This window comes from Amycolatopsis balhimycina FH 1894 (assembly GCF_000384295.1).
In the GTDB taxonomy this organism is placed as follows: domain Bacteria; phylum Actinomycetota; class Actinomycetes; order Mycobacteriales; family Pseudonocardiaceae; genus Amycolatopsis; species Amycolatopsis balhimycina.
The window spans coordinates 7,557,183-7,573,142 of sequence record NZ_KB913037.1 but is presented as its reverse complement, the minus strand read 5'-3'; the positions used below and the strand labels follow the sequence as shown (position 1 = coordinate 7,573,142).

The 15,960-nt window shown below is 70.4% G+C and carries 21 protein-coding genes; 11 read left to right on the top strand and 10 right to left on the bottom strand.

Going from position 1 to position 15,960, the window contains the following annotated elements; genetic code table 11:
• The first annotated feature begins 141 nt into the window (after window positions 1–141).
• Genes A3CE_RS0134960 through A3CE_RS0134950 form a run of 3 tightly spaced genes read left to right on the top strand, consistent with a single transcriptional unit; the run spans window position 142 to window position 2,000 of the window.
• Entirely contained in the window at window positions 142–855 is a 714-nt protein-coding gene (locus A3CE_RS0134960) for an ABC transporter ATP-binding protein (protein ID WP_020644751.1), read from the top strand.
• Between the two features lie 10 nt (window positions 856–865).
• Window positions 866–1,600: an ABC transporter permease gene (locus tag A3CE_RS0134955; RefSeq protein WP_020644750.1), complete on the top strand. Its 735-nt coding sequence runs from the start codon at window positions 866–868 to the stop codon at window positions 1,598–1,600.
• A 13-nt stretch (window positions 1,601–1,613) separates the two neighbouring features.
• Window positions 1,614–2,000, top strand: a complete 387-nt coding sequence (locus A3CE_RS0134950) for a PPOX class F420-dependent oxidoreductase (protein WP_020644749.1) — start codon at window positions 1,614–1,616, stop codon at window positions 1,998–2,000.
• Here A3CE_RS0134950 and A3CE_RS0134945 read toward each other — a convergent pair.
• The 3 genes from A3CE_RS0134945 to A3CE_RS0134935 all read right to left on the bottom strand — a co-directional run bounded on the left by A3CE_RS0134945 (window position 1,984) and on the right by A3CE_RS0134935 (window position 3,418).
• Window positions 1,984–2,460, bottom strand: coding sequence for a GNAT family N-acetyltransferase (locus A3CE_RS0134945; RefSeq protein WP_020644748.1), 477 nt, complete (start codon window positions 2,458–2,460; stop codon window positions 1,984–1,986). The two genes, A3CE_RS0134950 and A3CE_RS0134945, sit on opposite strands and share 17 nt — an antisense overlap.
• Before the next feature lie 49 nt (window positions 2,461–2,509).
• Window positions 2,510–2,851 (bottom strand): DUF1330 domain-containing protein, encoded by a 342-nt coding sequence (locus A3CE_RS0134940; protein ID WP_020644747.1) that lies wholly within the window; start codon window positions 2,849–2,851, stop codon window positions 2,510–2,512.
• A 114-nt stretch (window positions 2,852–2,965) separates the two neighbouring features.
• A complete protein-coding gene (locus tag A3CE_RS0134935) occupies window positions 2,966–3,418 on the bottom strand; it encodes a MarR family winged helix-turn-helix transcriptional regulator (RefSeq protein WP_026469154.1) in 453 nt (150 codons plus the stop codon).
• A 73-nt stretch (window positions 3,419–3,491) separates the two neighbouring features.
• Between A3CE_RS0134935 and A3CE_RS0134930 the strand changes: the two genes are divergently transcribed.
• Both A3CE_RS0134930 and A3CE_RS0134925 read left to right on the top strand, forming a co-directional pair.
• A complete protein-coding gene (locus A3CE_RS0134930) occupies window positions 3,492–3,929 on the top strand; it encodes an SgcJ/EcaC family oxidoreductase (protein WP_020644745.1) in 438 nt (145 codons plus the stop codon).
• A 70-nt stretch (window positions 3,930–3,999) separates the two neighbouring features.
• A complete protein-coding gene (locus A3CE_RS0134925; protein WP_020644744.1) occupies window positions 4,000–4,209 on the top strand; it encodes a hypothetical protein in 210 nt (69 codons plus the stop codon).
• On the opposite strand, the gene priA is transcribed toward A3CE_RS0134925, so the two are convergent.
• From priA to A3CE_RS0134910, 3 genes are read right to left on the bottom strand one after another with little or no spacing between them, the layout of a single operon-like run.
• The gene (gene priA, locus A3CE_RS0134920; RefSeq protein WP_026469153.1) at window positions 4,206–4,943 is read right to left on the bottom strand and encodes a bifunctional 1-(5-phosphoribosyl)-5-((5-phosphoribosylamino)methylideneamino)imidazole-4-carboxamide isomerase/phosphoribosylanthranilate isomerase PriA; all 738 of its coding nucleotides are present in this window, start codon (window positions 4,941–4,943) and stop codon (window positions 4,206–4,208) included. The genes A3CE_RS0134925 and priA overlap by 4 nt on opposite strands.
• A 36-nt stretch (window positions 4,944–4,979) precedes the next feature.
• A complete protein-coding gene (hisH, locus tag A3CE_RS0134915) occupies window positions 4,980–5,597 on the bottom strand; it encodes an imidazole glycerol phosphate synthase subunit HisH (protein ID WP_020644742.1) in 618 nt (205 codons plus the stop codon).
• Window positions 5,598–5,629: 32 nt separating this feature from the next.
• Window positions 5,630–6,484, bottom strand: coding sequence for a hypothetical protein (locus A3CE_RS0134910; RefSeq protein ID WP_020644741.1), 855 nt, complete (start codon window positions 6,482–6,484; stop codon window positions 5,630–5,632).
• 171 nt (window positions 6,485–6,655) lie between these two features.
• Between A3CE_RS0134910 and A3CE_RS57540 the strand changes: the two genes are divergently transcribed.
• The 3 genes from A3CE_RS57540 to A3CE_RS0134895 are packed head-to-tail and all read left to right on the top strand — an operon-like array spanning window position 6,656 to window position 8,627.
• Entirely contained in the window at window positions 6,656–6,832 is a 177-nt protein-coding gene (locus A3CE_RS57540; protein WP_020644740.1) for a hypothetical protein, read from the top strand.
• A gap of 48 nt (window positions 6,833–6,880) precedes the next feature.
• Entirely contained in the window at window positions 6,881–8,053 is a 1,173-nt protein-coding gene (locus tag A3CE_RS0134900) for an acyl-CoA dehydrogenase family protein (protein WP_020644739.1), read from the top strand.
• A gap of 37 nt (window positions 8,054–8,090) precedes the next feature.
• Entirely contained in the window at window positions 8,091–8,627 is a 537-nt protein-coding gene (locus tag A3CE_RS0134895) for an NIPSNAP family protein (protein WP_020644738.1), read from the top strand.
• On the opposite strand, the gene A3CE_RS0134890 is transcribed toward A3CE_RS0134895, so the two are convergent.
• The gene (locus tag A3CE_RS0134890; RefSeq protein WP_020644737.1) at window positions 8,613–9,212 is read right to left on the bottom strand and encodes an NUDIX hydrolase; all 600 of its coding nucleotides are present in this window, start codon (window positions 9,210–9,212) and stop codon (window positions 8,613–8,615) included. The two genes, A3CE_RS0134895 and A3CE_RS0134890, sit on opposite strands and share 15 nt — an antisense overlap.
• 283 nt (window positions 9,213–9,495) lie before the next feature.
• Between A3CE_RS0134890 and A3CE_RS0134885 the strand changes: the two genes are divergently transcribed.
• A complete protein-coding gene (locus tag A3CE_RS0134885; RefSeq protein ID WP_020644736.1) occupies window positions 9,496–10,632 on the top strand; it encodes a hypothetical protein in 1,137 nt (378 codons plus the stop codon).
• Here A3CE_RS0134885 and A3CE_RS0134880 read toward each other — a convergent pair.
• Window positions 10,610–11,500 carry a transketolase family protein gene (locus A3CE_RS0134880; RefSeq protein ID WP_026469151.1) on the bottom strand — a complete coding sequence of 297 codons (891 nt, stop codon included), beginning with the start codon at window positions 11,498–11,500 and terminating at the stop codon, window positions 10,610–10,612. The two genes, A3CE_RS0134885 and A3CE_RS0134880, sit on opposite strands and share 23 nt — an antisense overlap.
• Before the next feature lie 7 nt (window positions 11,501–11,507).
• A complete protein-coding gene (locus A3CE_RS0134875) occupies window positions 11,508–12,200 on the bottom strand; it encodes a thiamine pyrophosphate-dependent enzyme (protein ID WP_020644734.1) in 693 nt (230 codons plus the stop codon).
• Between the two features lie 52 nt (window positions 12,201–12,252).
• On the opposite strand from A3CE_RS0134875, the gene soxR reads away from it, so the two are divergent.
• Window positions 12,253–12,714 (top strand): redox-sensitive transcriptional activator SoxR, encoded by a 462-nt coding sequence (gene soxR / locus A3CE_RS0134870; RefSeq protein ID WP_020644733.1) that lies wholly within the window; start codon window positions 12,253–12,255, stop codon window positions 12,712–12,714.
• Window positions 12,715–12,928: 214 nt separating this feature from the next.
• On the opposite strand, the gene A3CE_RS0134865 is transcribed toward soxR, so the two are convergent.
• Complete coding sequence (locus tag A3CE_RS0134865; protein ID WP_020644732.1) at window positions 12,929–13,516, bottom strand: TetR/AcrR family transcriptional regulator; 588 nt, start codon at window positions 13,514–13,516, stop codon at window positions 12,929–12,931.
• A gap of 205 nt (window positions 13,517–13,721) precedes the next feature.
• On the opposite strand from A3CE_RS0134865, the gene A3CE_RS0134860 reads away from it, so the two are divergent.
• A complete protein-coding gene (locus A3CE_RS0134860) occupies window positions 13,722–15,917 on the top strand; it encodes an MMPL family transporter (RefSeq protein WP_020644731.1) in 2,196 nt (731 codons plus the stop codon).
• The last annotated feature ends 43 nt before the right edge of the window (window positions 15,918–15,960 follow it).

Genomic DNA, 15,960 nt, shown 5'->3' with positions numbered 1-15,960 from the left:
CAATGCTCCGTCCGGCGGCACGAAGACGCCTGCGTCCACAGTGGACTCCCCGGCCGGCGCGGATCGGCGGGGCCTGGCCCACCGGCGAAAGCAGGGCCGAACCCCTTGACCCGGATTCTTGACGGGCGCAGAATTAAACGTATGACTAATTCAGCCCTGCGGGTCGCCGGCCTGCGGGTCCGGCGCGGCGGCCGGCCGGTGGTGCGGGACGTGAGCTTCGAGGTGCCGCGCGGCACCGTCGCCGGGCTGCTCGGCCCGAGCGGCTGCGGCAAGACCACGCTGATGCGGGCGGTCGTCGGCGTGCAGATCGTCGAAGGCGGCACCGTCACCGTGCTCGGCCTGCCCGCCGGCAGCCCGCCGCTGCGACGCCGGATCGGGTACGCGACGCAGAATCCCGCGATCTACGCCGACCTGACCGTCCGGGAGGCCCTGCGGTACTTCGCCGCGGTGCTGCGCGCGCCGGCGTCCGATGTGGACAGAGTCATCGCCGAGGTGGGGCTGGCCGACCACGCCGGGAAGCTCGTCGGCTCGCTCTCCGGCGGGCAGCACAGCCGCGCGAACCTCGCCGTCGCCCTGCTCGGCACGCCGGAACTGCTGGTGCTCGACGAGCCGACCGTCGGGCTCGACCCGGTACTGCGCGACGAGCTGTGGGCACTGTTCCGCCGGCTCGCCGAGGGCGGCGCCACGCTGCTGGTGTCCAGCCACGTCATGGACGAAGCGGCGCGCTGCGACCGTCTCCTGCTCATGCGCGAAGGCGTCCTCCTCGCCGACGACGCGCCCCTCGCGCTGAGGGAGCGCACCGGGACCCCCGACCTCGAGCAGGCGTTCCTCCACCTCGTGAAGGCGGCATCATGAAGGCGGCATCGTGAACCCCGCGCTGACCCTCGCCACCACCCGGCGCATCCTGACGCAGCTGCGGCACGACCCGCGCACCGTCGTGATGCTGGTGCTGGTGCCGACGCTGCTGATGGTCCTGCTGCGCTACGTGTTCAACTCGACGCTGGTGTTCAGCCACGTCGCGCCCGCGCTGCTCGGCGTGTTCCCCTTCCTGATCATGTTCCTCATCGCCTCGATCACGACGTTGCGCGAGCGGACGACGGCGACCCTCGAACGCCTGATGACGCTGCCGATCGGACGGCTCGACCTGCTCTTCGGCTACGCGCTGGCGTTCGGCGCGATCGCCGTCGTCCAGGTCGCGGTCGCGGCGGGCGTCTCGCTGTGGTGGCTCGGCCTCGACCTGGCGGGCTCGGTGGCGATGCTGCTGCTGATCGCCCTGCTCGACGCGCTGCTGGGGATGGCGCTCGGGCTGTTCGTCAGCGCGTTCGCGCGCACCGAGTTCCAGGCCGTGCAGTTCATGCCGGTGTTCGTGCTGCCGCAGATCCTGCTGTGCGGGCTGTTCGTGCCGCGCGCGGACATGGGCTGGCTGCTGCGGTGGCTGTCGGACGTGATGCCGCTGTCCTACGCGGTCGAGGCGCTGAACCGGGTGACGGCGTCGGCCACGATCGACGCGGTGATCCTGCGCGACCTGGTGGTCGTCGCCTGCTGCGCGCTGCTGGCGCTGATGCTCGGCGCGGCGACGCTGCGGCGGCGGACGCCGTGACTACCGTGGGCGCATGGCATCCGAAACGGACCGGCTCGCCGCCGAGCGCTACGTCGTCCTGACCACGTTCCGCCGCGACGGGCGTGCCGTGCCGACCCCCATCTGGGTGGCCGGCGACGGCGGCGAGCTCGTGCTGTGGTCGGAGCGCAAGGCCGGGAAGGTCAAGCGCATCCGCAACAGCGGCCGGGTGGAAGTCCAGGCCAGCGACTTCCGCGGGCAGAAGACGCACGGCGCCGTCGTCACCGGGCAGGCCCGGCTGCTCGACGCCGAAGGGACCGAACGGGTCCGGAAGGTGATCGCCCGCAAGTACGGCCTCGTCGGGCGCGTCACGATGTTCTTCTCGAAGCTGCGCGGCCCCGCGGACCGGACGGTCGCGATCGCGGTCAAACTCGACGGCTGAAGCTGCGGAAGCCGCGTCTCAGGTAGTTCGGCAGCGCGTTCGGGTGGTCGAGCGACGAGGTGTGCAGCCAGACGCGCCGCGCGCCGGGCAACGTCCACGCGTCGGCGACGACGAGGGTGAGCGCGTAGCCGCCGAGTCCTTTGCCGACGAACTCCGGCAGCAGGCCGAAGGTGGTGATCTCGACGTCGCCACCGGGCTGCGGCTCGAAGTCGGCGGCGCCGGCGACCTCGCCGCGGTACTCGACGAGCCGGTACCGCCGCGCCGGTTCGGCGAACCAGCGTTCCCACTCGCCGCCGGTCCGGGACGCGCTCGGCCACCGGTACGGCGTCCCGATCCGGACGTGCAGATCTTCGATCCCCGGCCCCGGTTCCGCGGCCCGCAGCGCGAGGCCGTCGACGACGGGCGCGGGGTTGAGCTGATCGGCGGCGGTCATTTCGAGCTCGGTGACGATCTCCTCCACCCGCGGCAACCTACGACTCCCGCGGACCGCTGTCAGCCGCTTTTCGGCGTCAAGCGGCGGCGCGCAGGACGGCCGCCAAGGCGGCCGAGTCGTGGTCCGGTCCGCAGCCTTCCACGATGACCAGGTCACCGGGGATGTGATCGGCTCGCATCCGCAGGATCTCCCGGTACGCGGGCGAGCCGTACCACTCGTGCGCCGCGGCGAGGTCCGGGAACTCGATGAGCACGAGCCCGCCGGGCCATTCGCCCTCCATCACCCGCACCGGTGCGCCGTGCACGAGGAACTTGCCGCCGTACGGATCGAGCGTCGCCTGGATGCGCTCCAGGTACCGGAACACCTCGTCCGGCAGCACGGCGGGCGGGCGCAGGTGGGCGAGTCCGTAGGCGGTCATGGCAGTCCTTTCGTCGTCCTGAAAGGAATGCTGGCCCGTCGGCGGCGTCGAGTCGATTACGCCGGAGGTAATGCCGGCTGCGCGGCCGGCAGACGCCTCGATCGAGGCGTCAAGCTAACGGCCCCGCGTCGCCTTGCGGATTTCCTCCGAAGCTTCCCGGTAAGCCGGTGCGGCGCGGGCGAAGTAGTCGAACAGCACCTCCTGCTGCTCCGGCGAATACCCGCCGATGACCTCGGCGATGCGGCCGCGGGCCGGGCCGACGATCCGCTCGACCCCGGCGAGCGCGTCCGGCACCGGTTCGACCAGCACCTTGCGCCGGTCGGCCGGGTCGGCGGCGCGGCGGACGTAGCCGGCGCGCTCGAGCCGGTCGATCAGCCTGGTCGTCGCGCCGGTGGTGAGCCCGGTGCGCGTGGACAGCTCGCCCGACGTCAACGGCCCTTCGAGGTCGAGCAGGCTGAGCGCGTACCACTCGGTCGCGTGCAGCCCGGCCGCTTCGGCGCCGGCCAGGCCGTGGAGGCCCACCGCGTCCAGGTATCGCCGGAAAACCACGTGCCGTTCACTTGCCACTTCGTCGTCCTCCTGCCTAATATCTGCATGTGTGCAGATACTGCACACGAGAAGCCAAGTATAGGAGACGACCATGATGACCACCGACCGGACGACCGTCACCGCCGTTCTCGGCTCGCTCGCGGACGCCTGGGACCGCGGGGACGCCGACGCCTACGGCGCGCACTTCACCGACGACGCCACGTACGTGACCTTCGTCGGCACGCGGTACTCCGGCCGCGAAGACATCGCCGGCAGTCACGGCGTCCTGTTCGAGAAGTTCCTCAAAGGCACCAAGCTCGCGCACGAGGTCCTGGACGTGCGGTTCCTCGGCGCGGACGTCGCGATCGTGAGCACCTGCGGCGACACCTACAAGGGCGCCCGGCCGGGCAAGCTCGCCAAGGTCCAGACGTACACGCTGGTCCGCGACGACGAACGCTGGCTCGTCGCCGCGTTCCACAACACCCAGCGCAAGCCGCTGCTGGAGCGGATCTCGTTCGCGTTCGCCCCGGAAACGAAGCCGAAGCAGTGAAGGCACTGGTGACGGGGGCGAGCGCGGGCATCGGCCGGGCGCTCGCCACGACGCTGGCCGCGACGGGCACGTGCTGGCGCTGTGCCCGGACGTCACCGCGACCGAAGCGCAAACCGCTGGAGACGTCCCGTCGTGGCTGGTGCAGACGCCGGACGAAGTCGCGGCCCGCGCACTCCGCGCGGTTCGGGACCGCGAGGGCCCCACCGTCGTCTCCGGACGGCGGAACGCCGTGCTCACCGGCCTGCTGCCCCGGCGGACCGCGGTGTCCCTGCTCGGCTAGACCTTCGCGACCGCGGCGAGAGCCTCGGGCAGGGTGAACGCGCCGGCGTAGAGCGCCTTGCCGACGATGGACCCCTCGACGCCGTCGGCGGCCAGGCCGGCCAGTGCGACGAGGTCGTCCACACTGGACACCCCGCCGGAGGCGATCACCGGCGCGTCGGTGCGGGCGACGACGTCCCGCAGCAGGTCGAGGTTCGGGCCGCGCAGTGTGCCGTCCTTGCTGACGTCAGTGACGACGTAGCGGGACGCGCCGTCGCGGTCCAGCCGCTCGAGGACCTCCCACAGGTCGCCGCCGTCGGAGGTCCAGCCGCGGGCCGAAAGCCGGTGGCCGGCCTCGGTGATCCGCACGTCGAGGCCGATCGCGACGCGGTCGCCGTACTCGCCGATCACCCGCGCGGTCCACTCCGGGTCCTCGAGCGCGGCGGTGCCGAGGTTGACCCGGCGGGCGCCGGTGGCCAGCGCGGCCCGCAGCGACGCGTCGTCGCGGATGCCGCCCGACAGCTCGACCTGGACGTCGAGCTTGCCGACGACCTCGGCGAGCAGCTCCCGGTTGCTGCCCTTGCCGAAGGCGGCGTCGAGGTCCACCAGGTGGATCCACTCGGCGCCGTCGCGCTGCCACTGGAACGCGGCCTCCAGCGGGCTGCCATAGGAGGTCTCGGTGCCGGCCTCGCCCTGGACGAGTCGCACGGCCTGGCCATCGGCCACATCAACGGCGGGAAGCAGCGTGAAAGTCACGCCGGTAACTCTAAGGCGGAGACGCGCGTCACCCGGTCAGAGGGTCGCCAGCCAATTGCGCAGCAGGTGGGCCCCGGCGTCGCCGGACTTCTCCGGGTGGAACTGGGTGGCCCACAGCGGCCCGTTCTCCACCGCGGCGACGAAGTCCTCGCCGTGGTTCGCCCAGGTGACCTTCGGCTCCTGGCCGGCCAGGCCGTCGAGCTCCCACTTGCGCGCGGCGTAGGAGTGCACGAAGTAGAACCGCTCGTCCGGGTCGAGGCCGGCGAACAGCTGCGAGCCCTCCGGCGCGCGGACGGTGTTCCAGCCCATGTGCGGCAGGACGTCGGCGTGCAGCCGGTCGACGACGCCGGGCCACTCCCCCGTGCCGTCGGTCTCCTCGCCGTGCTCGACGCCGCGGGAGAAGAGGATCTGCATGCCGACGCAGATGCCGAGCACCGGACGGCCGCCGGCGAGGCGCTTGCCGATGATCCGGTGGCCCTTCACCTCCAGCAGCCCCGCCATGCACGCGGAGTACGCGCCGACGCCGGGCACGACCAGGCCGCCGGCTTCGATCGCGGCATGCGGGTCGGCGGTGACCTCGACTTCGGCCCCGGCGCGCGCCACGGCGCGTTCGGCGGAGCGGAGGTTGCCGGAACCGTAGTCGAGGATCACCACACGAGACACGCCACCCAGCGTAGCCGCAGCGCTCAGCGGCGCTCGAACGAATAGACGTCCGTCACGGTGTTGCACGGTGACGGCGGCACGACCTCGACGCGCAGCACGCCGGCGTCGTAGTCGACGCCTTCCGGGGTGAAGGTGCCGGTGCAGGTGCTGACCAGCGGGACCTGGCCGATTTCGCGCACCTTCGCCGTGACGTCCCGGCCGGTCAGCGGGCGGGCGAGGTCGATCTGCAGGAGCTGCAGGTTGGTCGGGTACAGGTCGTTGTACGGGTCGCTCGTCGCACAGATCAGGCGGGTCAGGCCGACGAAGTCGCAGCCCTGGGCGCTGCGGATGTGGTGGTCGAGGTGGATGCGGGCGGCGACGGGCAGGTCGCCGGCCGTTTTCGGGCCGCGCGGGTTGAGGAACGGCGCCGGGGAGACGGAGAGGCGGTCGATCTCGCCGAGCGGGCCGGAGACCAGCCACTGGCCGTCGGGCGTGACGGCGACCTGCGCGTTGGCGTTGACCGCGGGCTCGTCGGGCTGCAGCGGGTGGACGAACTCCGTTGCCGTCCCGTCGGGCTTGGTGACCAGGTACATCTTCGTGGCCGGCGCCGGGGTGCGGGTGTCCTGGTAGACGTCGAAGAGGTAGCCGCGCAGCGAGTCCGGGTCGCCGACGTGACCCCAGCCCTCGTCCTTGAGCGGCTGGGGAATGGTGGCGCCGTTGCGGTAGACGAGCTCGGGGGCGTGGCCGGGCAGCCGGAGCGTCGTGAGGCCTTCGCCGCTGATCCGGTTCTCCACGGTGGTGTGCCCGGTCCGGCGCCAGCCCGCTTCGTGCGCCGTGGCGACGCCGGTCGCGGCGAGCAGGGTGGCGGTGGTCAGAGCGAGCAGACTGGCCGCGCGCATAGAGGGCTCCTCGGAAGTAGAGGCCTTGGCGGCGGCCACGCGATTCTGCCACGCGGGGCGGATCGGCCGGAAGAATCTTGGAGAAGGTCGTTTGGGCATCCCGCTCGCTGGGTATCAAGTCACCCGATCGTGTGGCTTCAGCGCGCACGTGCGGACGCCAGGGAGGCGAAGATGGCCGAGGACGATCTGCTGTCCCAGATGCTGCACGCCTGGCGTGAAGACATCGAGAGCGTGCCGTTTCCGCAGTTCAGCGAGCTGCTGATCCCGCGCCAGCAGACCCGGCCGCGGTACACGCCGAGCGCGTCTGCTGCCCGCGTGACGAACGCCACGCGGAGAACAGACGCCTGACTGTGGTTTCCTGCGGGGACCGCATCGCCGCGTTCCCCGGGAGCCCTCATGAGCCGCACCCCTGATCCGCACGACTTCCTCGACCTCGACGCCGGGCTCGCCGAGGAGGAACGCGCCATCCGCGACGCCGTCCGCGCGTACGCGAAGGACCAGCTGCTGGACCACGTCGCGGACTGGTACGAAACGGGCGCGCTGCCCGCCGCCGAGCTGGCGAAGGGCTTCGGCTCGCTCGGCCTGCTCGGCATGCACCTGGAGGGCTACGGCTGCGCCGGCACCAGCGCGGTCGCGTACGGCATCGCGTGCCGCGAGCTCGAGGCCGTCGACTCGGGGCTGCGGAGCTTCGTCTCGGTGCAGGGTTCGCTGGCGATGTACGCGATCCACAAGTGGGGCAGCGAGGAACACCGCCAGGAGTGGCTGCCACGGATGGCCACCGGCGACGCGCTGGGCTGCTTCGGCCTGACCGAGCCGGACGCGGGCAGCGACCCGGGCTCGATGCGGACGCGCGCGGCGCGCGACGGGTCCGACTGGGTGCTTTCGGGCACGAAGATGTGGATCACCAACGGAACCGTCGCCGACGTCGCGGTCGTCTGGGCGCAGACCGACGACGGAATCCGCGGGTTCGTCGTCCCGACGTCGGCGCCGGGGTTCACCGCCAACGAGGTCAAGCACAAGCTCTCGCTGCGGGCGTCCCTGACCGCGGAGCTGGTGCTGGACGGCGTCCGGCTGCCTTCGTCGGCGGCGTTCCCCGAGGTCCGGGGGCTGCGCGGGCCGCTGTCCTGCCTGAACGAAGCTCGCTACGGGATCCTGTTCGGCGTCGTCGGCGCGGCGCGCGCGTGTTACGAAGCCGCGTTGGAGTACACGCTTTCGCGCTCGCAGTTCGGCAAGCCGCTGGCCGGGTTCCAGCTGACCCAGCGGAAGCTGGCCGACCTGGTCGTCGAGGTCAACCGCGCCGGCCTGGTGGCGCTTCGGATCGGCCAGCTGAAGGACGCCGGGCAGCTGCACCACAACCACGTCAGCTTCGGGAAGATGGCGAACGTGCGGTCGGCGCTGGACGTGGCGCGAACGGCCCGTTCGATGCTCGGCGCCAACGGGATTTCGCTGGAGTACCCGGTGATGCGGCACATGGCGAACCTGGAGACGGTGCTGACGTACGAGGGCACCGAGGAGATGCACGCGCTGTCGCTGGGGCAGGCCGTCACGGGGCTGGCCGCGTTCCGCTGATCGTTTTTGTCGGTGGTGGCCGGTAGCTTCCGCTCCCATGACGTTCACCGATTTCGAAACCGTGGTGGAGCTGCGGCGCTACACACTGCACCCGGGCCGGCGCGACGAGCTGATCGAGCTGTTCGAGCGCGAGTTCGTCGAGCCGCAGGAGGCGGCGGGCGCGCACCTGTTCGGGCTGTTCCGGTCCCGGGCGGCGCCGGACGAGTTCGTCTGGCTGAGGGGTTTCCGGTCCCTCGCGGAACGCAAGGCGGCCCTGGAGGAGTTCTACTCCGGCCCGGTGTGGCGCCGTTTCCGGGACACGGCGAACGCGACGATGATCGGCTCGGACAACGTCCTGCTGCTGCGCCCGGTCCGGAGCGGGCTCGCTTCGCCACCTCCAGGCGCGGGCGTGTACGTGACGGTTTCTTCTCTGTCGCCCCCGCCGGAGTCGGCGTTCGCGGCGTTCGAGACCGAGCCATCTCCGAACAACTTCCCGCAGCTGCCGGTCCGGACGGACGGCCCGTTCTCGGTGTGGTTCAGCCGTGAGCCGGGCGGGTTGGAGCTGGCGCCGACCGCGCGGTCACTGATCCGGTGAGAGGAGTCCCATGAGCCCTTCGGGGTAGAGGATCTTGCTGCCGTCGCGGAAGCCGGCGAGGTCGACCCAGCACGCGGTGGCGGGCTCGTCGATGATCTTCATTTCGTCGCGCTCGTAGAAGCTCGGGTCCACGAAGACGGCTTCGTAGAGAAAGGCGATCTCGTGCCCAGCAGTACCCCGCCAGGTGAAGACGTTCTCGAGCACGCCGAGCCGTTCGCCGACTTCGATCTCGGCGCCGAGTTCTTCGCCGAACTCGCGCTTGAGCGCGTCCTTGCTGCTCTCGCCGAACTCGACCCCACCCCCGAGCGGCCGGTAGTAGGTCTCGTCCTTGACTTCGTCGCGCCCTTCGAAGACGAGTAGTGAGTCGCCGCGCCGGATGACCGCCAACGTGAGCGGCCTGATCGTGAACCCCATGCCGGCCACGCTATCGGCCCGCGGCTCCCGAAGCACGACCCAGCCGAGCCAGCCCGCACCGCAGGCGAGGAGCACCCCGAGGGCCAGCCAGGCCCACCCGGCGCCGAACACCCCGGCCACGGCGACCACAGCGATCCCCACGGCGGGCACCGCCCAGGGCGAAACCCCCACCTCGCCACCTCTCCCCGGCTTGTCGACTGAGCCTGAATGCTGGCCTAACATGGTCGAATCCTGGAGGGCGGGGTGAGGCTGGATGCGAAGACTTCGACTCGTCCTCGTCCTGGCTCTCCTGGCCGCAGCCGCCGACAAGTTCCCTCCTCTCGGGCCTCCCGGTGAAGACGAGGGTCCCGGAAGCAAGATATGCCCGCAGTGCGGGACGGGTGTGCTCCGCAAGGAGGGCCGGTGGGCGTTCTGCCCGGTATGCAAGAAGATCATCGGTCGCTGGAAATAGCTCGTGCCCGGACCGTCGATTCCTGATGCCCTCGCCGGCCTCGGCGCCCAGATCGGGCAGTACTTCAGTGTCGTCAGCCTGGTTCCCTCCTTCTTCCTGACCATGTGGACGACCGCGCTGGTCACCAGCGGAAGCTGGGGATCCGGTGTACCGGACCTTCGCAAGATGGTGCAGGGCATCGGCGGGCTGAACCTGAGTGGCGCCGCTTGGCTGCTTCTGACGGCAATCGTTTTCGCACTCTTCCTGCATCCGCTGCAGGTCGGCCTGACGAGGCTGATGGAGGGCTACTGGGGCAGCTCTCCGCTTTCCCGGCAGCTCCTGCGCATGCGGATCACCCGTCACCGGAAGCGTCGCGCGGGCCTTTACGAACTCCGGAACAAACTCGAGAACCGGCGGGACGACTACCTTCTGAAACTCTTGCGCGAGGAGTACTACGCCAAGCTGTCCAACGGCTCCCCGCAGGCGGAAGACCCCGACGACTGGGACGAGCGACAGCGAAAGTTCAGTCTCACAACACGCCTTTTGGACGATGACGCCCACCCGGTCAGCGGGTTGCACGCAGCAGCCGCGTCGATCCCGGCCGCGCTCGGCGACTACCCGAGCGCAGCCAGGGTGATGCCGACCAGGTTCGGCAATGTCCTGCGCCAGGCGGAGGACACAATCGGCGACCATTACGGGCTCAAGGCCATCAGAACGACACCCCACCTCGCTCTCGTGTCCCCCGAACTGCACTTGAACTATTTGCAGGACACCCGTCAGCAAATGGACACAGCCGTGCGGCTCTGCGCGACCGCACTGGCCGCCACGGCGGAAAGCCTGCTCTTCCTCGCCACCGATGGCTGGTGGCTGCTCGTCGCCCTGGCCCCGTACCTCCTCGCGTACCTGTCCTACCGCGCCTCGGTAGCTGCCGCGCGCGAGTACACGGGCATGATCCAAACCCTTCTGGACCTCAACCGCTTCAGGCTCTACGAAAACCTTCACCTGAAGCTTCCCCGGGACACCGATGAGGAGCGCAAGAACAACGTCAAGCTGATGAGCCTGCTCTCCGGCAACGACGAGGTGAACCTGCGTTATCGGCACCCGGCCGCCGATACCCCCAGCACCGGCGACGCCACTCCTACTCCCCCAAAAACTCCCTGATCGACAACCCCAGCGACCCCGCGTCCAGCCCGTGCGCCAGGTCGTGGTCCGCGATTTCGCCGTAGGTCCGGACCTCGGTGTCGCGCCGCACTCCCAGCGACTTCAGCCGGTGGGGCACGTCCGAAAGGGTCTCGCCGACCCAGTGGGCCGACGTCCCGGCCAGGTACGGCTCCACGAGCACGACCGAGGCGGACGCGGAAAGCACCGCCGACCGCAGGCCCGCCGCGTCGAACGGGCGGATCGTCGACGCGTACAGCACCGTGACGTCCAGGCCCGCCGTCGCCCGCAGCACCCGGTCCAGTACCGGGCCGACGGCCACCACGACTCCGCGCGAACCCTGCCGCAGGCGCGTGAAGCCGACCCCCAGGTGCGGGGAAGCGTTCTCCTGCGCGGAAAGGCGCAGGTAAACCCGCCCGTCACCGGGGATCGACTCCAGCAGCAGCCGCCGCGCCTCGTCCGGGTGACCCGGCGCGTGCACCGTCCAGCCCGGCAGCGAATCGATCAGGGCGACGTCGCCCGGGGACTGGTGCGTGCGGCCCGCCGTCGACATGTCGTACGACGCGCCCCACGACACCAGGACGCCGCCCACCTCCTGGTGCGAAAAGTCGAGCTTGATCTGCTCGAAGGCACGCTCGACCAGGAACGACGGGAACGTGTGCACGATCGGCCGCAGGCCCGCGAGCGCCAGCCCGGCGCCCGTGCTGACCAGCAGCTGCTCGCGGATCCCGACGTTGAGCACGCGGTCCGGGTGCCGCCGCGCGACCCCGGCCAGCTGCGCGGCCGAGATGTCGGCCAGCACGACGGCGACGTCCGGGTCGGCGTCGATGATCTCTTCGGTGGTGGCGAGGAACGTTTCCCGCATCGGCAGCACGGTTTCAGCCCTTCGGTTCGACGACGGCGACCACGGCCAGCGGCCGGCCGGGGTGGGCGGTGGTGAAGGCGTCGTACAGCTCGCCGTGATCGCGGCCGGACACCGTGCGCGTCTCCCAGCCTTCGACGGCGAAGCGGCGGGCGATCCCGCCCGGCCAGCCGCGCGTCGACGACTGGTTGTCGACCACCACCGTGGTCAGGTTTTCGAGGCCGGCCCGCGCCGCGACGACGATCGCTTCGTGGTTCGAGCCTTCGTCCAGCTCGGCGTCGCCGACGAGCGTCACGACCTTGGCGTCCGTCAGGCCGCGGGCCCGCAGGCCGAACGCGGTGCCGAGCGCGATCGGGAGGCCGTGGCCGAGGGAGCCGCTGGAGATCTCGACACCGGGGATCCGCCGCCGGTCGGGGTGATAACCGAGCCGCGACACCGGGTCGGACCAGGTCGGCAGCTCGGCTTCGGAGATGAACCCCTTCACGGTGAGCACGGCGTAGTACGCCATCGGGCCATGCCCTTTGGACAGCAGGAAGCGGTCACGGCCGGCTTCGCGGAAGTTGTCCGGCGTGATGTCGAGCACCCGGTCGTAGAGCACCCACAGAACGTCCAAAGTGGACTCCGCGGCGGCGCTGTGCTTTTCGTCGCCGGTCATCAGCGAAATCAGCCGCGGCAGGTCCGCGTAGCCGGGTTCGATCACAGTGGTCATGACACGACCATGCAACCTCGACCAAACTCGAAGTCAAGGATAGTCTGACCTGGTGACCAGGCTCGCTGACCATCTCAGCATCGGACAGGTGGCGGAACGCAGCGGGGTTCCGCACACGGCACTGCGGTTCTACGAGGAGAAGGGGCTGATCGGTTCGGAGCGGTCGGCGGGCAACCAGCGCCGCTATTCCCGCTCGGTGCTGCGCCGGATCGCGTTCATCCGCGCCGCGCAACGCGTCGGCCTTTCGCTCGAAGACATCAGCTCGGCGCTGGAGACGCTGCCGGTGGACCACGCCCCGACGAAAGCCGACTGGGCACGCCTGTCCCGAGACTGGCAGCACGAGCTCGACGCGCGGATCGACGCCCTGCAACGCCTCCGGGACCGGCTCACCGGCTGCGTCGGCTGCGGATGCCTTTCCCTGCGCAGCTGCGCGCTCTACAACAACGACGACGAGCTGGCCCGCTTCGGGCCGGGAGCGAGCAAACTGCGTCCCGCGGTCGAAGGCGGCATTTAACCGGTTGCCCGCGGCGGGAGGTCACACGTTCCAGGTGAGCGCGAACGAAGTCTGACTGACAGCAACAGTCCCCCCGACCTACCTCTCCCCCTTCACACGAGATCCGCCCCCAATCACGCGAGATCCGGGTCCCGTCACGCGAGATCCGGGCACAATCACGCCGGTCTCGTGATCAAAGGGGAATCACGTGTGATTGGGGAGGCATCACTCGTGATCAGAAGGCCGACACGGGGGTTCGGCGGCGGGGGCGGCCGAGGAGGCGGCGGCCGACGTCGAGGAGTTCCGCGCGGAGTTCGTCGTCGCCGAGGGCGGCCAGGTCCGGGGAGCCGCCGGCCATCGCGATGCCGGTCACGGCCACCAGCGCGTTGACGCGGGCCGTCGTGTCCGGGTCGGGGCCGGAAAGGATGCCGAGCAGTACGCGGCCGAAGTCCTCCGTGCCGCCGTGCGCGGACTTCTCGATCGCGCGGGCGATGCCCGGGTCGCTCGAAAACAGCGCCACCAGCGCGCGGTGCCGGATCACCAGGTCGACGAACCCTTCGAGCAGCAGGTCCACCTGCGCGCCGCGCCGCCTCTGCGCCGCCGCCCGGCGCACCAGCTCGTCCAGATCACGGATGCCCGGCTCGGCCACCGCCTCGGTGATCTCCGCCTTCGTCTTGAAGTGGTAGTAGACGGCGGCCTTGGTGATCCCCAGCGCGTCGGCGATCATCTGCAGCGAAGTGCCCTCGACCCCGTGTTCGGTGAACAGGCGCAGCGCGGTCCGCAGCAGTCGGGTCCGGGTGTCCTCGGCCGGGCCGGCGGTCATTCTTCCTCCTCATTGAGCCGTCGGAGCCTACGTCACGGCTTGTCGATCGGCAAACCGAGTTACTTGCCGAACGACAAGGGGGCGACCTTGCTGTTCGGCAAGTCACATACTTGCCGATCGGCTTGGAGTTCCCTTGTCGATCGGCTAGCGTGGAGCTCACTTGACGGAGTGCATGGACCCCGTTCGGGCGAAACGGAGCTGACTCGTGGCGACCTTCCTGTACCGGCTCGGCCGGTTTTCCTTCCGGCGGAGAGCGCTGGTCGCGGCCGTCTGGGCGGCCGTCCTGGTGGCGCTCGGGCTGGGCGCGCTGACGCTGTCGGGCCAGCTGTCGAACTCGGTGACGATCCCCGGCACCGAGTCACAGCGGGCGATCGACCTGCTCACCGAGAAGTTTCCGCAGGCCAACGCCGGTGGGGCCACCGCACGCGTGGCGATCGAGGCCCCGGCCGGGACCACCGTGACCGACGCCAAGGGCAAGGCCGCCGTCGAGGCCCTGGTCGCGCAGCTGAAGACGGCGCCGAAGGTCTCGGCCGTGGTCGACCCGTTCCAGGCGCGGTCGATCTCACCCGATCAGCGTGTCGCGCTCGCCCAGGTCAGTTACGGAGCGAAGGCGTACGAGCTCACGGACGGAGACCGCCAGGCGCTGCTGGACACCGCGAACGCCGGCCGCGCCGCCGGGTTCAACGTCGAGTTCGGCGGCGACGCCGTGCAGGGCGCGCCCGCGACCGGCGCCACCGAGGGCCTGGGTGTCGCGGTCGCCGCCGTCGTGCTGGTCATCACGTTCGGCTCACTGCTCGCGGCCGGGATTCCGCTGCTCACCGCCCTGATCGGCGTCGGCACCGGGATGGCGGGCATCTTCCTCGCCTCCGGATTCCTCGAGCTGAACTCGAACACGCCGGTCCTGGCGCTGATGATCGGCCTGGCCGTCGGCATCGACTACGCGCTGTTCATCGTGTCGCGCTACCGCCACGAGCTGGGCATCGGCCGCGATCCCGAAGAAGCCGCCGGACGCGCGGCGGGCACTGCCGGGTCCGCCGTGGTCTTCGCCGGGCTGACCGTCATCATCGCCTTGGCCGGCCTCACCGTGATCGGCATCCCGTTCCTCGGCCAGATGGGCGTCGCCGCGGCGGTGACCGTCGCGATCGCCGTGGTCATCGCGCTGACGCTGCTGCCCGCCATCCTCGGCTTCGCCGGGTCCCGGGTCGCCGGCGACCGCATCCGGCTGCGGCGCAAGCCGGTCGAACCGACGCACGGCGAGCGCTGGGCGCGGTTCGTCGCCCGCCACCGGATCCCGGTGCTGCTCGTCGCGCTGGCCGGCCTGACCGTCGTCGCGCTGCCCGCGCTCGGCATGCAGCTGGGCCTGCCCAACGACAGCACCGCCGCGCCGGAGTCGACGCAGCACAAGGCGTACGAAATCGTCAGCCGCAGCTTCGGCGAAGGCGCGAACGGGCCGCTGCTGGTCGTCGTCGACATCGGCGCGAGCACCAACCGCCAGGCCGCGCTCGGCCAGGCCGCGGCCGACATCCAGAAGCTGCCCGACGTCGCCGCCGTCACCCCGCCGCGCGTCAACCAGACCGGTGACACGGCGTTGCTCACGGTGATTCCGAAGAGCGGGCCGAGCAGCACCCAGACCGAGGACCTCGTCGCGGCGATCCGCACCGAGTCGGGTGTGCTGGAGAACACGACGAGCGCGAAGCTGGCCGTCACCGGACAGACCGCGGCGAACATCGACGTCTCCGCGAAGCTGTCGGACGCGATGCTGCCGTACCTCGCGCTGATCGTCGGGCTGGCGTTCGTGCTGCTGATGCTGGTGTTCCGCTCGGTCGTGGTGCCGCTGAAGGCGACGATCGGTTTCCTCGGCTCGGTCGCGGCGACGTTCGGCGCGGTGGTCGCGGTGTTCCAGTGGGGCTGGCTCACGGATCTCCTGGGCGTCGAGTCGACCGGGCCGATCATGAGCATGCTGCCGATCCTGCTGATCGGCGTGCTGTTCGGGCTGGCGATGGACTACCAGGTGTTCCTGGTGACGCGGATGCGTGAGGAGCACGTGCACGGCGCCGAGCCGCAGGAGGCGATGGTCACCGGCTTCCGGCACGGGGCGCGGGTCGTCGTCGCGGCGGCGCTGATCATGATCAGCGTGTTCGCCGGGTTCGTGCTCGCCGAGTCGTCGCTGATCCAGTCGATCGGCTTCGCGCTGGCGTTCGGCGTGCTGGTGGACGCGTTCGTGGTCCGCATGACGCTGGTCCCGGCGGTGATGTCCCTGCTCGGCCGCGGCGCGTGGTGGCTGCCGAAGTGGCTCGACCGCATCCTGCCGGACGTCGACGTCGAGGGCGAGAAGCTGACGAAGCAGCTCGACGACGCCCCTGGTGACGACGGCCGGGAACTGGTCGGCGCAAGCCGCTAGCCAAGGTCCGTGAATGGCACATTGAGGGACTCTAAGTCCCTCA

Bases quoted from the DNA above. Each gene is read 5' to 3' on its own strand.
- A3CE_RS0134910 (WP_020644741.1), bottom strand. From the start codon at position 6,484: ATGCGCGCGGCCAGTCTGCTCGCTCTGACCACCGCCACCCTGCTCGCC.
- A3CE_RS0134950 (WP_020644749.1), top strand. From the start codon at position 1,614: ATGGCATCCGAAACGGACCGGCTCGCCGCCGAGCGCTACGTCGTCCTG.
- A3CE_RS0134865 (WP_020644732.1), bottom strand. From the start codon at position 13,516: ATGACCGCCGGCCCGGCCGAGGACACCCGGACCCGACTGCTGCGGACC.
- A3CE_RS0134930 (WP_020644745.1), top strand. From the start codon at position 3,492: ATGATGACCACCGACCGGACGACCGTCACCGCCGTTCTCGGCTCGCTC.
- A3CE_RS0134875 (WP_020644734.1), bottom strand. From the start codon at position 12,200: ATGACCACTGTGATCGAACCCGGCTACGCGGACCTGCCGCGGCTGATT.
- A3CE_RS57540 (WP_020644740.1), top strand. From the start codon at position 6,656: ATGGCCGAGGACGATCTGCTGTCCCAGATGCTGCACGCCTGGCGTGAA.
- A3CE_RS0134895 (WP_020644738.1), top strand. From the start codon at position 8,091: ATGACGTTCACCGATTTCGAAACCGTGGTGGAGCTGCGGCGCTACACA.
- A3CE_RS0134940 (WP_020644747.1), bottom strand. From the start codon at position 2,851: ATGACCGCCTACGGACTCGCCCACCTGCGCCCGCCCGCCGTGCTGCCG.
- A3CE_RS0134900 (WP_020644739.1), top strand. From the start codon at position 6,881: ATGAGCCGCACCCCTGATCCGCACGACTTCCTCGACCTCGACGCCGGG.
- A3CE_RS0134960 (WP_020644751.1), top strand. From the start codon at position 142: ATGACTAATTCAGCCCTGCGGGTCGCCGGCCTGCGGGTCCGGCGCGGC.